This is a genomic window from Microbacterium sp. Y355 (assembly GCF_059445345.1).
The window spans coordinates 1,723,155-1,736,368 of record NZ_JCAIUD010000001.1 but is presented as its reverse complement, the minus strand read 5'-3'; the positions used below and the strand labels follow the sequence as shown (position 1 = coordinate 1,736,368).

The following is a 13,214-nucleotide window of genomic DNA, read 5'->3' as shown; positions in this document are numbered from 1 at the left end:
TAACCCGGATGCGTCGAGCGGCGCTCGCTAGCAGTGCGGCCAGCGGCGCTCGCTACAGCAGCGCGTGGCAGCGGGTCAGCCGCTCGAGCCACCAGTCACGACGGTCGGCGGATGCCGCGAGCCGCTCAAGCGTCGACCCATCGGGGATGACTCGGCCGACTGTGATCGCCCCGTCGAGAGGTAAGAGATCGGCGACGTCCTCTACAAAAAGTGCTCCGGTGCCGAGACCACAGTCGAAATCGAGGTGGGGGAGTGCGGCCGCGAGGGCGGCGCCCTGGCTGAGTCCGACGGCAGTGTCCAGAGCGCTGGAGACCACTGCCGGAAGACCCGATTCGGCGACGATTTCAAGCGCTCGGCGAATGCCGCCGAGCGGCTGTGCCTTGATGACGATGAGGTCGGCGGCGCCCGCTCGGGCGACGGCGATGGGATCCTCGGCCTTGCGGACGCTCTCGTCAGCGGCGATCGGGATGCCCATGTACTTCACGCGTGCGCGCAGCTCTGCGAGCTCGTCGACTGTGGAACACGGCTGCTCAGCGTATTCGAGATCGCACTCGGCGAGGGCGTGCAGGGCACGTTCGGCCTCATCAACATTCCAGGCGCCGTTCGCATCGACCCGCACGCGGCCCTCAGGGCCGAGCACATCGCGCACGGCGTGCACGCGGGCGATGTCGTCGCTCAGGAGCTGGCCGGGGTCTGCGACCTTGACCTTGGCGGTGCGGCATCCGGGAAAACGAGCCAGTACCTCGGGAACGCGGGCGGCGTCGACGGCAGGCACCGTGGCGTTGACGGGGATGCGGTCGCGTAGCGGCGCGGGCTGAGCGTTCCAGGCGTAGTCGATCGCCGCGGCGAGCCAAGTGGCTGCCTCGGCATCCGCATATTCAATGAACGGGGAGAACTCGGCCCATCCCTCTGGCCCCTCGAACAGCAGTGCCTCACGCACATCGATGCCACGGAATCGGGTGGACATCGGCAACGCGACGACGCGGGCGGTGCCGAGCAGATCTGCGATCGGGACGTTCATGTCCCCATCATGCCCTCTTCGTGTCCGCATCGCCGTTCCCGTCGCGATTTCTGTCGCCTGAGTCGAGCTCCAACGACAGAAATCGCGACGAGAACGTCAGGTCAGGTGTTTCTGGAGCTCGGCCATGCGCTCTGACGGGGCGAAGCCGAGGTGGGTGTTGATGGCGAGCATGTGGGCATTCACGCCGGCGTTGTAGGTGTAGACCGACGTAACGGTGGGGGCGTGGGTTTGCAACATCCGCAGGTTGGCGATCTTCACGGCCATGCCCAGTCGGTGTCCGCGCGCGGCGCGGTGCACCAGGGTGCCCCACTGATACGCGTTTCCATCGTGTCCGGACACGACGATATGCGTGAACGCAACGGCTCGGCCGTCGGCATCCAGGGCGATCGTGCCGTAGCTGGTGCGGTCCTGCTGCAGGAGCAGGGCCTCGGTCTCGCGCACGTTGGCGATATCGACCGTCTTCGCCTCGATGTAGCGATCGCCGACGGGGGCCTCGGTATCGACAGCGGCATCCAACTCGGCCCATCCGGCGACGTACTCTTCCGGAACTGCACCTATCCACGAGTGCAGGGTGTACCCGGCGGCGCGTGCGGATGCCTCGGCCTCAAGCCGGTCGAGCAACCCGCCATCCACCGGAAGATGCAGCCGACTCTGCACATCGCCGAGCGCGAGTGCGTATCCGTGGCGTCGGGCGAACTCGCGGCCGGGAACTCCTGCGCCGTCTTCGCCTGCGGCATACGGCCAGGAGGTCTCGCCGTCCAGGATGCTGCGCTCGGCAGCCCGCGCCTCTGCCTCAAGTGTGGCGAGCACCGCGCTGCCGATCCCGCGGCGTCTGAGCGCTGGCACGACGTGCACGCCGATGCCCGCGCTGCGCACATTGTCGCGCAAGGGCAGGGCGAGTCGACCTGCGGCCACAACCTCGCCGTCGATGTACGCGAGATGTGCGCGCCGTTCGATCGTGTCAGTGCGCTGCTGAAGCTCGAGGCGTGACTCCTCGAGGGTCCACACCGAGGTGTCCGCTCCGCGATCAGCACGCTCTGCGGTCGCGTAGATCTCCCACCAGGTATTCACATCAGCAGTGTCGAAGGGGTCGATCTGGCGCACATCCATGAACTCGACGCTAGTCGCGTCCTCCCCGCTCCCGTCGCAGCTTGTGTCTCTTTCGCGCGCTTAGAGCCGAACCAATTGCGACGGGAACGGTGGTCGAACGACAAATATTAATGTGCGCTTGACTATAGTGTGTGAGGCACAGTAATGTGATGGGCATGAACGAGACGCTCGATACTCACCTGCAGGAGCTGCGACGCGGCACAGTGGTGCTCGCGTGTCTGCAGCTGCTGCGTACACCGGACTATGGGTACGCACTGCTCGAAGAGCTGGAACGCAGAGGCTTCGCCACCGATGCGAACACGCTGTACCCGCTGCTTCGCCGACTGGAGAAGCAGGAATACCTCACCAGCGAGTGGAACACCGACGAGGCGCGGCCCCGCAAGTTCTACCGCACCTCAGACGCAGGCATCCGCCTCGCCGACACACTCACCCAGGACTGGCTCGCGCTCACTGCCGCGATCGCCACGCTCACCTCCACATCTTCAGACACAGAGGAACGCTGAAATGACCTCCACGCTCACCGAGCGGTACATCGCCGCCGTCACAAGAACTTTGAACCCCACAGCCCAGGATGACGTGCGTATCGAGCTCGAGGCATCCATCGCCGATGCCGTCGACGCGCGTCTCGAGCAGGGGCAGACACAAGAGGATGCCGAGCGCACCGTGCTCACGGAACTCGGCGATCCGGCAGCGCTCGCCGCGGGATTCGCCGATCGACCGCTGCTGCTGATCGGTCCGCGCTACTACCTCACCTGGTGGCGGCTGCTCAAGCTGCTGCTGATCATTGGTCCTGTCTCGGTGGCCGGTGCGGTCGCGCTCGGTCAGGCGATTGCGGGCGGGACCATCGGCGAGATCATCGGGTCGGCCATCGGAATCGGGCTGAGCGTCGCCATGCACATCGCATTCTGGGTGACGCTGGTGTTCGCCGTGTTGGAGCGCACCGGCGCAGATACCGGGGTGCGCTGGAACGTGGACCAGCTTCCAGAGCCGCAGGCGAAGGATGCGTCGCTAGCCGAACTCATCACCTCGCTGGCATACCTGGTGATCGTGACAGGCGCGGTGCTCTGGGATCACTTCCGCGGTTTCTTCCCCACCGACGGCGAGCACATCCCCATCCTCAACCCTGAGTTGTGGCCCTGGTGGATCACGGGACTCTTCGCGCTCCTGGTGGCTGAGGTCGTGATTGCGATCGCCGTCTACGGGAACCGCCGTTGGAACAAAACCCTCGCCATCATGAACACAGCTGTTGCGGTGCTGTTCGTGAGTTGGTGGCTGACGCTTCTCGGTCGCGGTCAGCTGATCAACCCCGACTTTGTGGAGTTCGCCTTCACCGGCGCTGTCGATGAGAACGTGCTGCGCATTCTGGCCGTGCTGACCGGGTTCGTTGCTGTCGGCATCGCAGTCTGGGACTCTATCGACGGCTGGCGCAAGGCACGCCGCGCGGCACTCCAGGCATAGGCTGGGCCCATGGTCTCCGAGCTCTTCGATCCTGCGGAATGGGCGCTTGCGCCCGGCGCCGAGGACTACACAGACATCACCGCCCACGTCACACACGACGGCGGTGTCGCGCGCATCGCGTTCAACCGTCCGGAGGTGCGCAACGCCTTCCGCCCGCACACGGTTGACGAGCTATACCGCGCGCTTGACATCGCCAGGCAAGATCCGAAGATCGGCGCGGTGCTCCTCACCGGCAACGGCCCGAGCGCGAAGGACGGGGGCTGGGCGTTCTGCTCCGGCGGCGACCAGCGCATCCGCGGACGTGACGGGTACAAGTACTCCGAAGACGAGACATCGGTGGCCAACCCTGCGCGCGCCGGACGCCTGCACATTCTCGAGGTGCAGCGACTGATCCGCTTCATGCCGAAGGTCGTCATCGCTGTGATTCCCGGCTGGGCAGCGGGAGGCGGACACTCGCTGCACATCGTCTGCGACCTGTCGATCGCCTCCGCCGAGCACGGAAAGTTCAAGCAGACGGATGCCGACGTCGGCAGCTTCGACGCCGGTTACGGCTCGGCGTATATGGCGCGCCAGACCGGGCAGAAGATCGCTCGTGAGGTGTTCTTCCTCGCCGAGGAGTATTCCGCGCAGCGCGCGTATGAGATGGGCTCGGTGAACCGGGTCGTGCCGCACGAGGAGCTGGAGCGTGAAGCGCTGAAGATGGCGCGCACCGTACTAACGAAGTCGCCGACGGCCATCCGGATGTTGAAGTTCGCGTTCAACGCGGCTGACGATGGGATGGTCGGCCAGCAGGTGTTCGCGGGTGAGGCGACGCGTCTGGCCTACGGCACCGATGAGGCTGTGGAAGGTCGCGACGCGTTCCTGGAGAAGCGCGCCCCCGACTGGACCTCCTTCCCCTACCACTTTTAATCCGACCACCACAGCGCGCGAGACTTCACTTATGTCCCAGATTGACTCCGAAAACAGCACACACGCGAAGTCTCGCGCGCTGATTTCGACGAATGGGGAAGACCCGCTTGCGCTGCAAGCGGCGCTGCGAGCGGCACTTGATGGTGGACCGGCACTCGGACTAGGGATGCTGGGCGATCAGCCTGCGACCGTCGATGTGGGTACGACCGTGGTGATCGGCACCTCCGGTTCCAGTGGCATCCCCAAGCGGGTAGTCCTGAGCGCCGAGGCCCTGCGCGCAGGTGCCGAGGCGACTGCGCGTCGGATCGGCACGGGCAGCTGGCTGTTGGCGCTGCCCGCGGGATACGTTGCCGGCTTGCAGGTGCTGGTCCGTTCGATTCTCGCGGGGACTACGCCCGCCGTAGTGGAAGGCGCGTTCTCACCCCGCGCGTTCGCTGAGGCGACGCTGTTGATGCCGCGGTCATCGGACGCTGAGCAGCTGTTCACCTCACTCGTGCCCGCTCAAGTGGCGACCCTGCTGGAAGCGGCCGAAGAAGACACCACAGTACTTGCCGCGCTGCAGGCATACCGTGCCATCCTCGTGGGTGGGCAGGCGCTGCCCGAACCAGTGCGCGTACGCGCGGCCGAGATGGGCGCACGGCTGGTGCGCACCTACGGTTCGACCGAGACGAGCGGCGGATGCGTGTACGACGGCATCCCGTTGGAGACGGTCGCAGTGAAGACGGTCGACGGAGAGCTGCGCATCGCGGGTCCTATGCTCTCCGACGGATACCTCGGCGATCCCGGCCTCACGGAGCGGACTTTCGTGCGGGATGATCTCGGCATCCGCTGGTATCGAACCGGCGACCTTGGCATCGTCGACGACGGCGTCGTTCGGGTGCACGGCCGCGCCGACAACGTGATCGTGTCAGGCGGTGTCAACATCTCACTCGATCGTGTCGAGCAGCTGGTTCGTAGCGTCCCTGGACTCACCGGTGCCGTGGTTGTCGGCGTCGAGGACGAACGATGGGGCGAAGCATCCGTGATCGTCGCCGCGCGCGGTGAGGCGCTACGCCGCAGCGAGGCCGAGCAGCTCGAGCATGCGCGCGAGGTCGTCGCCGCAGAATTGGGCAAGCCCGCGCGCCCCGCCAGACTCATCATCGTCGACGAGCTGGCGCTGCTGGCATCCGGCAAGCCCGACCGTGAGGCAATCCGCCGCATGCTCTGACATTGCTCGCGAGACTTCACGTGTGACGCCGAATCGGGCGATTTTTATGACACAAGTGAAGTCTCGCGAGCGCGGCGGGCGTGGGATGCTGGGGCGATGACCACGTACACCCACGGGCATCACGAGTCGGTGTTGCGCTCGCACAGCAATCGCACGATCGCGAACTCAGCCGAGTACCTACGGTCACACCTGCATGCTGAAGCGCTTCTGCTCGATGTCGGTGCGGGCCCCGGTACGATCACGGCCGAGTTCGCAGAGCACGTCGCACGAGTTATGGCGACAGAGATCGGTGTCGACGAGCTCGCGCTCTCCCAGGCACGCGCTGCAGAACTGGGCGCGGCGAACATCGACTTCTCCGTGGAAGACGTGCACGCGCTGAGCTTCGCTGATGACTCTTTCGACATCGTGCACACACACCAGGTTCTGCAGCACGTCGCTGATCCGGTGCAGGCGCTGCGCGAGATGCGGCGGGTTGCCAAGCCCGGCGGCATCGTCGCTGCACGCGATGCCGACTATGCCGGCTTCATCTGGTTCCCGCTGCTGCCCGAACTCGATGAGTGGCTGAGGCTGTACCGTGCTGCGGCACGCACGAACGGTGGGGAGCCGGATGCCGGACGTCGACTGCTCTCGTGGGCCCGAGCCGCGGGGTTCGAAGATGTCACGGCGACAGCATCCACCTGGTGTTATGCAACGCCAGATGAGCGCGCGTGGTGGGGTGGCATGTGGGCCGACCGCATTCTCGAGTCAGCGCTTGCGCGTCAGCTGGTCGACAGTGGGATGGCGACCGGCGCGGACCTCCAGCGCATCAGCGCCGCGTGGCGGGCGTGGGCGGACGACGGCGACGGCTGGTACCTCGTGCCGCACGGCGAGATCATCGCTCGCGCGTGAGGCAATGCTTGTTGCGCCTGTTGGAGGATGTTGCGGGCGTCGGAGATTATCGGCCGATTTCTCCTACAGGTGCAACACCCTCCCGTGTACGTGCCGCGTCAGATACATCGCGCGACGGATGTTGCGAGCCGGCACCTCGCGTAGCGTGAGAGGGTGATCCGGCCGCTGTCTCGCACCTCGCTCGTCCTCGACATTGTCGGGGCGTTCGTGCTGTTCGCGGTGCTGACACCGACTTCCCTGGCGTTCTACGCACCAGGAGGCCTCAACACGGCTGTGCCGGAGGCCATCGGCATCTTGGCACTGGTCATTGCGGGTGTGCTGCAGTTCGGCGCGGTCGCGATCGGACGACTCGCTCCGGGAATCGCGCTCATCGCCGCCTGGGCGGGAGCGATCGTGCAGCTGGCGGGCGGCCACGGCCCGCTGCCGATCAACCTTGCGATCCTGGGCGTCCTATATGCGACCGGCGCGTGGGGCACGACTCGCGTCTTCTGGGCGGGGCTTGCCTCGTCGTTCGTCGGCGGCATCATCGCTGCCGCGCAGATCATGTTCGTTACCGAGGGGCTGGCGACGACCGGATTCGCCAGCATGATGGCAACGTTCGTGCTCGTGGCCTTCATGAGCATCCTCGCGCTCGGTTCTCCCTGGCTTGGAGGCTTCGGGTGGCGGATGGTGCTGCGCTGGCGCGCCAGCCGCGAGGCACAGGCGATCGCCGAGGTCGCCGCAGCGGAGGAACAGGAACGGGTCCGCATCGCCCGCGACATGCATGACATCGTCGCGCACTCGCTGGCAGTGATCGTCGCGCAGTCCGACGGCGCGCGCTACGCCGCAGCATCCGATCCTGGAGTGGCCACCGAAGCGCTCGGCACGATTGCGCAGACGGCTCGCGGAGCGCTGTCTGATGTGCGGATGCTGCTGACGCAGCTGCGCCACCGCCAGGGTGACGGGCCGCAGCCCACCATCGCCGACCTAGAGCAGCTGTTCGTGCAGGTGCGACAGGCGGGGCTGGATCCGCGCGTCACAGTCGATCCGATGCCGCCGGGGGAGCCGCCGGCGGCGATTCAGCTCGCTGTGTATCGCATCCTGCAGGAGGCGTTGACGAATGCGATCAGGCACGGTGCGGGCGGCGCCGGTGCTGTTGTCGACGTGAAACTGGCATGGCTGGCCGATCGGATTGACTTCGAAGTGCGCAACGCGGTCAGCTCTGCTGCTGCTCAGGGAGCGCCCGGCGGGCACGGCCTGGTCGGCATGCGCGAGCGAGCGCAGCTCATTGGCGGCGCGCTCAGCGCCGCGCGCGAGGGCGACGAGTTCGTCGTGCGCGGGACACTGCCGATCGGCGTGTCATCAGACGGCTTTGAGGCTCCGGAGGGAAACGCATGATCCGCGTACTGCTCGTCGATGACCAGTCCCTATTCCGCGCAGGCATCCGGATGCTGGTCTCATCTCAGCCCGATATGGAAGTCGTTGCAGAGGCCGGCAATGGGCAGGAGGCGCTCGCCGCGGTCGCGCAGGCGACGCCAGACGTCGTACTCATGGACATTCGGATGCCGGTGATGGATGGTCTGACTGCCACAGCAGAGATCCTCAAGGCACCGGATGCACCGAAGGTCGTGATGCTCACCACCTTTGACCTGGACGAGGCTGCGGCACGAGCCATCCGTCAAGGCGCCAGCGGGTTCCTGTTGAAAGACGCTGACCCCGAGTTTCTGCTCGCGGCGATCCGCACTGTGCATTCCGGATCGAACGTGATCGCAGCATCCGCCACCCGCGAGCTGTTCGAACACTTCACAGAGCGGACGAGACCGGTGCCGCCGTCATTCGCCTCATTGACGGATCGCGAGAAGGAGATCTTCGCGCTCGCCGCGCGCGGCCTGTCGAACGCCGAGATCGCGGGGCGAGAGTTCCTGAGTGAGGCGACGGTGAAGACGCACATCAGTCGCATTCTCGCCAAGCTCGCGCTGCGCGACCGGGTGCAGCTCGTCGTGTTCGCCTTCGAGCACGGGCTGGCATAGCCGCCGCTCGCGAAACAACAAAACCACGCCGAGACGACCGCGTATCGCCGTCGTCTCGGCGTGGTTTTGCGGACTCGGGATCATCCTCTGGATGTAGGCGGATGCTACCCGCGGCCGATGCAGCCGAGAGGCATCGTTCGTAGCGTCGTAGGTATGGAGATCACTACCAGCGACCTCGGGCTCGCAGCCCGCGTCCAGCACCTGACCAAGTCCTATGGCACAGGCGAAGGCGCCGTCACAGCGCTCGATGACATCAGCGTCGGCATCCGTCGCGGACAGTTCACGGCGATCATGGGTCCCAGCGGCTCGGGCAAGTCCACGCTGATGCACATCATGGCGGGGCTGGATGCTCCGACCGAGGGGCGTGCCTGGATCGGCGATACCGACATCACTGGCCTGGGCGACCTTGACCTGACCATCCTGCGGCGTCGCCGCGTCGGCTTCATCTTCCAAGCGTTCAACCTGGTGCCGACTCTCGACGCTCTCGGCAACATCATGCTGCCGTTCGAGCTCGACGGGCGCAGGCCGACCGCGATCGAGCGCGCACGTGTCAACGGCCTCATCGAGCGGCTCGGGCTCTCGACGCGGCTGAGCCATCGTCCGCACGAGCTCTCCGGAGGACAGCAGCAGCGCGTCGCAATCGCGCGTGCGCTCTCGACCGCCCCCGACCTCGTCTTCGCCGACGAGCCGACGGGGAACCTCGACTCGGCAACGGGCCGAGAGGTGCTGCAGTTGCTCGCCACGGCGAGCCGGGAGCATGGCCAGTCGATCGCGATGGTCACGCACGACGCGATCGCCGCGAGTCACGCCGACCGAGTGCTGTTCCTCGGTGACGGGCGTATCGTCGCCGATCATCCGCGGCAAAGCGCAGAGGAGATCTCGGCATACATGCTGGCAGCGGAGGTGGCGGCATGAGCGCGGTGGCGACATTCGTTCCCGAATCAACGGCCACCGGCCCGCGGTTCGACTGGTTGCGCGATCGGGGGATGGGCGCCAGCATCCTGGTCGCGGCGCTTGCGTCGGCGTTCGGTGTCGTGCTCGTCGAGGCCACCGCATACATCGGCGTGATGCTGAGGTCGGATCCCTATATCGGCGACAGCGGCACGCTTGCCGTGGTCGTCTCGATCCTCACCGTGCTGCTTGTCGGCGTCGCGCTCTATGTCGCGGCGATCGTCACCGCGAATACCTTCTCGACGATCATCGCTGGCCGCACCAGGCGCATCGCCCTGATGAGGCTGATCGGCGCGAGCGCGCGCTCACAGCGAGCGGAAGTGGCCAAGCAGGGGCTTGTCGTCGGCGTGATCGGAGCCGTACAGGGGCTGATTATTGGGCTGCTGCTCGCGGCATCCGGTGTGTATCTTGCCGAGAGGTTCCTCGGCCCCGTCGCCGACTTCACGATCGCTCAGCCGGCGATCTTCATTCCGGCGGTCGGTGTCGCTCTCACGACCTGGGCAGCGGCCTGGAGCGGTTCGCGCCGGGTGCTTGCGGTGACGCCGTTGCAGGCGATCGCCGGTTCCGTCGAGCGTTCGCATGAGGATGCTTCGGCACGCCCCACCCGGCACGTCGGGGCGCTGCTCTTGCTGCTCATCGGTGCCGCGCTGCTGGTGTTCGGAATCATGGTGGGTTTGGTCTCACCGCTGGGCGTCGTGATCGCGTTCTTCGGCGGACTGCTGTCGTTCACCGGACTGTCGGTCGGTGCGGTGCTCGTGATGCCGCCGGTGCTGAGGGTCGTCGGAGGCCTGTTCGGGCGTTCGGCGACGGCCAGGCTCGCTGCCGAGAATGCTCTACGGTATCCGGAGCGCTCGAGCCGCATGGCAATCGGCGTGGTGATGGGTGTGACGCTCGTGACGATGTTCGCCGTGGCCTTGGAATCAGTGAAAGTGCTGTTGGCGAAGGCTGCCGGCGGTGAGCTCGATCCGCAGTTTGCGGTAATCATGGACAGCTTCGCGGCCGTGATGATGGTGCTGGTCGGTATCTCGGCGGTCATCGCCGGAGTGGGGCTCGTGAATCTGCTGACGATCGGTGTCGTGCAGCGTCGACGAGAACTCGGGCTGCTGAGGGCGATCGGACTGTCGAATCGACAGGTGCGGCAGATGATCCTGCTGGAAGCGTTGCACATCACGATCGCGTCGACCGTGACTGGACTCGTGCTGGGGGTGCTGTACGGCTGGATCGCCGCGCAGTCCCTGCTGGGGTCGGTGCGGATGCCGCCGTTCTTCGAAGAGACGGCCGGCCTGGTCGCTCCCGCGGTGCCGTGGATTCCCGTTGTCGTGATCGTTGTCGCAACAGCGGTGCTCACGCTCGTCGCAGCGGCGGCACCGACGCGCCTCGCGACGCGAGTCGCTCCCGTCGAGGCGCTCGCCGTGGACTAACCGCGGACCAACCGCGATTGGCTGGCCGGGTTGAGTGGCCCGGTTGAACGGCCCGGATTGAGCGGAGCGTCAGTGCGTCTTCTGACTGAGCAGCTCGGCCGAACGATCCCAGAGCTCGCGCGCGAGATCGCGATTGAGAGTCTGCGGATTGTTCCGGCGTGCTGGCTTCCGCTTCTCGTAATAGACCCCAGACTGCCACTCGGAGCCGGGCGTTGCCGTAGCCAGCCACACCAGTTGATCGGCACCTTTCTCGGGACTCAACATCACTGCCCGTCCGAGGCGACTGTTGTAGAACCACTTCATGAAGCTCGCGCTTTCGGTGGCGAACCCGGTGGCGACGAGACCGGGGTGGAATGCGGCAGCAGACAGCCCCTGTGCGTGGTATCTACGGTGAAGCTCGGTCGTGAACATGATGTTCTCCAGCTTTGCGGTGCCGTAGGCGAGTTGTGGCGTGAAATCACGGTCGTGGTCGAGATCATCCATATCCACCCTGCCGAAGAGGCGTGCGCCGGCGCTCGACGTTTGAATGACACTTGCGTTGCTCGCGACCAGCTTGTCCAGCAGAAGCGTGGTCAGCAGGAACGGGGCAAGGTGGTTGATCTGGAAGGTCTTCTCGAATCCATCGATCGTCTTGGTGCGGTCACCGAAGATGCCACCGGCGTTGTTGGCGAGAACGTCGATACGCGGATAGGACGCATCGAGTTCTGCGGCGAGAGTCCGCACCTCCGTCAGGTTGGCGAAGTCGGCAACGAAGTGATCCGCGCCCAGTTCCCGGGCAACCGCCTCGGTCTTCTGCCGAGACCTGCCGACGATGACGATCCGGTGCCCGTTTCGATGAAGCTGACGGGCCGCAGCGGCACCGATGCCGTCGCTTGCTCCGGTGATCACGATGGTCTTCGGCATGACATCCCTCTCGTCGCTCGTCATGAGCAAGGCTACGAGAAGACGACCGCGTCATCGAGTCGGCGCCGTCGCTGAACTTTCGTCGACGCCCCGTCTCCGCGTCGAGACCCCGTCGCAATTACGTGATTGCGACGGGGTCTCGGCGGCAGGACGGGGCCGCGGTGATTCGAGCTCAGACGCGGTGCGGCTCGACGATCGACTTGATCGTCGCCGGGTCTGCGGTGGACTCCAGGGCGTCCTGAGCCTGTTCGAGAGTGAACGTGCCGGTGACCATTGCGTCGAGATCGACCTGTCCGGTGGCGGCGAGTGCGATCGCTGCCGGCCACGTGTTCGCGTAGCGGAAGACGCCGGTGAGAATCAGCTCGTGGGACTGGATTCGTCCCACGGGGAGCGCAAGCGTGCTCTGCCCCATGCCGACGAGCACCGCACGGCCGCCGGGGCGGAGCGCCTCGATGCCGCTCCACACGGCGGGTGCTGCCCCTGAAGCGTCGATGAACGAGTCGGCGTGCACGCTCGCGATCGCCGAAGCGTCGGTGCTCGGGTCGAGTACCGATGTGGCGCCGAATTTCAGAGCGGAAGCGCGGCGCCCCTCGCTGATGTCGGTGACGATGATCTCGGCCGCACCGGCGGCACGCGCCACCTGCGCCAGTGCCAATCCGACCGGCCCCGCGCCGGTGATGAGCACTCGGTCGCCGGGGGCGATCTGCGCCTTGCGTGCGGATGCCACGGCGACGGAGAGCGGCTCCAAGAGCGCCGCGGCCCAATCGCTGACGGCATCCGGGATCTCGTGAGCGAAATGACTCTGGATCGTCACGTACTCCTGGAAGGCCCCGTCGGTGCCGGGGATCGCGTAGAACTTCATCGCTGGGTCGAGGTTGTAGTCGCCACGCAGCGACTCCGCCGATTGCGTCGAAGGATGCTGCGGCTCCACCGAAACGCGCTGCCCGATCCGCGTCGGGCTGATGTCGGCTCCGACGGCGACGATGACTCCGCCGGACTCATGGCCGAGCACGAGGGGCCCGTCCAGCGTCCAGTCTCCGAGGTGGCCGTCCTTGTAGAAGTGCACGTCAGAGCCGCACACGCCGACCGCAGTGACACGTACAAGTACCTCGTCGGCCGCGGGGGTGGGCGTAGGACGTTGCTGCAGCACGACCTCGCCGGCCTTCACCAGCACGCTCGCGCGCATCGTCGGCGTCGGGAGGTGCGCGATGTCTTTATTAGTGCTGGCCACGATGCCTCTTCCTCATGTTCACATTCGAAGTTGACATCGGAATGTGATGTTTCTATGTTGAATATAACGTAGTTACGTGTCAAGATCACAGAGAACCTAACATAGG

The 13,214-nt window shown here is 65.8% G+C and carries 13 protein-coding genes; 9 read left to right on the top strand and 4 right to left on the bottom strand.

The features are described from left to right. Window positions 1–52: 52 nt before the first annotated feature. Entirely contained in the window at window positions 53–1,021 is a 969-nt protein-coding gene (locus tag AC1C2O_RS08350) for an o-succinylbenzoate synthase (RefSeq protein WP_495429964.1), read from the bottom strand. A 96-nt stretch (window positions 1,022–1,117) separates the two neighbouring features. After that, window positions 1,118–2,131, bottom strand: a complete 1,014-nt coding sequence (locus AC1C2O_RS08345) for a GNAT family N-acetyltransferase (protein ID WP_495429963.1) — start codon at window positions 2,129–2,131, stop codon at window positions 1,118–1,120. A gap of 155 nt (window positions 2,132–2,286) precedes the next feature. On the opposite strand from AC1C2O_RS08345, the gene AC1C2O_RS08340 reads away from it, so the two are divergent. The 9 genes from AC1C2O_RS08340 to AC1C2O_RS08300 all read left to right on the top strand — a co-directional run bounded on the left by AC1C2O_RS08340 (window position 2,287) and on the right by AC1C2O_RS08300 (window position 10,974). After that, a complete protein-coding gene (locus tag AC1C2O_RS08340; RefSeq protein ID WP_495429962.1) occupies window positions 2,287–2,634 on the top strand; it encodes a PadR family transcriptional regulator in 348 nt (115 codons plus the stop codon). Window position 2,635: 1 nt separating this feature from the next. Continuing rightward, window positions 2,636–3,589, top strand: a complete 954-nt coding sequence (locus tag AC1C2O_RS08335; RefSeq protein WP_495429961.1) for a permease prefix domain 1-containing protein — start codon at window positions 2,636–2,638, stop codon at window positions 3,587–3,589. 9 nt (window positions 3,590–3,598) lie between these two features. Next, entirely contained in the window at window positions 3,599–4,498 is a 900-nt protein-coding gene (locus tag AC1C2O_RS08330; protein ID WP_495429960.1) for a 1,4-dihydroxy-2-naphthoyl-CoA synthase, read from the top strand. 31 nt (window positions 4,499–4,529) lie between these two features. After that, window positions 4,530–5,705, top strand: coding sequence for an AMP-binding protein (locus AC1C2O_RS08325; RefSeq protein ID WP_495429959.1), 1,176 nt, complete (start codon window positions 4,530–4,532; stop codon window positions 5,703–5,705). A gap of 96 nt (window positions 5,706–5,801) precedes the next feature. Next, complete coding sequence (locus tag AC1C2O_RS08320; RefSeq protein ID WP_495429958.1) at window positions 5,802–6,593, top strand: class I SAM-dependent methyltransferase; 792 nt, start codon at window positions 5,802–5,804, stop codon at window positions 6,591–6,593. A 153-nt stretch (window positions 6,594–6,746) separates the two neighbouring features. Beyond that, window positions 6,747–7,970 carry a sensor histidine kinase gene (locus tag AC1C2O_RS08315; RefSeq protein WP_495429957.1) on the top strand — a complete coding sequence of 408 codons (1,224 nt, stop codon included), beginning with the start codon at window positions 6,747–6,749 and terminating at the stop codon, window positions 7,968–7,970. Continuing rightward, on the top strand, window positions 7,967–8,602 hold the full coding sequence (locus AC1C2O_RS08310; protein WP_495429956.1) for a response regulator: 636 nt from the start codon (window positions 7,967–7,969) through the stop codon (window positions 8,600–8,602). Before AC1C2O_RS08315 ends, AC1C2O_RS08310 begins: the two co-directional genes overlap by 4 nt. Window positions 8,603–8,755: 153 nt before the next feature. After that, window positions 8,756–9,517 (top strand): ABC transporter ATP-binding protein, encoded by a 762-nt coding sequence (locus AC1C2O_RS08305; RefSeq protein WP_495429955.1) that lies wholly within the window; start codon window positions 8,756–8,758, stop codon window positions 9,515–9,517. Beyond that, window positions 9,514–10,974, top strand: a complete 1,461-nt coding sequence (locus tag AC1C2O_RS08300) for an ABC transporter permease (protein ID WP_495429954.1) — start codon at window positions 9,514–9,516, stop codon at window positions 10,972–10,974. The genes AC1C2O_RS08305 and AC1C2O_RS08300 overlap by 4 nt, the downstream gene beginning before the upstream one ends. 69 nt (window positions 10,975–11,043) lie before the next feature. Here AC1C2O_RS08300 and AC1C2O_RS08295 read toward each other — a convergent pair whose 3' ends face one another. Together AC1C2O_RS08295 and AC1C2O_RS08290 are read right to left on the bottom strand one after the other, a co-directional pair. Further along, window positions 11,044–11,901 (bottom strand): SDR family NAD(P)-dependent oxidoreductase, encoded by an 858-nt coding sequence (locus tag AC1C2O_RS08295; RefSeq protein ID WP_495429953.1) that lies wholly within the window; start codon window positions 11,899–11,901, stop codon window positions 11,044–11,046. A 148-nt stretch (window positions 11,902–12,049) separates the two neighbouring features. Beyond that, entirely contained in the window at window positions 12,050–13,108 is a 1,059-nt protein-coding gene (locus AC1C2O_RS08290; RefSeq protein ID WP_495429952.1) for an NAD(P)-dependent alcohol dehydrogenase, read from the bottom strand. Window positions 13,109–13,214 lie beyond the last annotated feature (106 nt).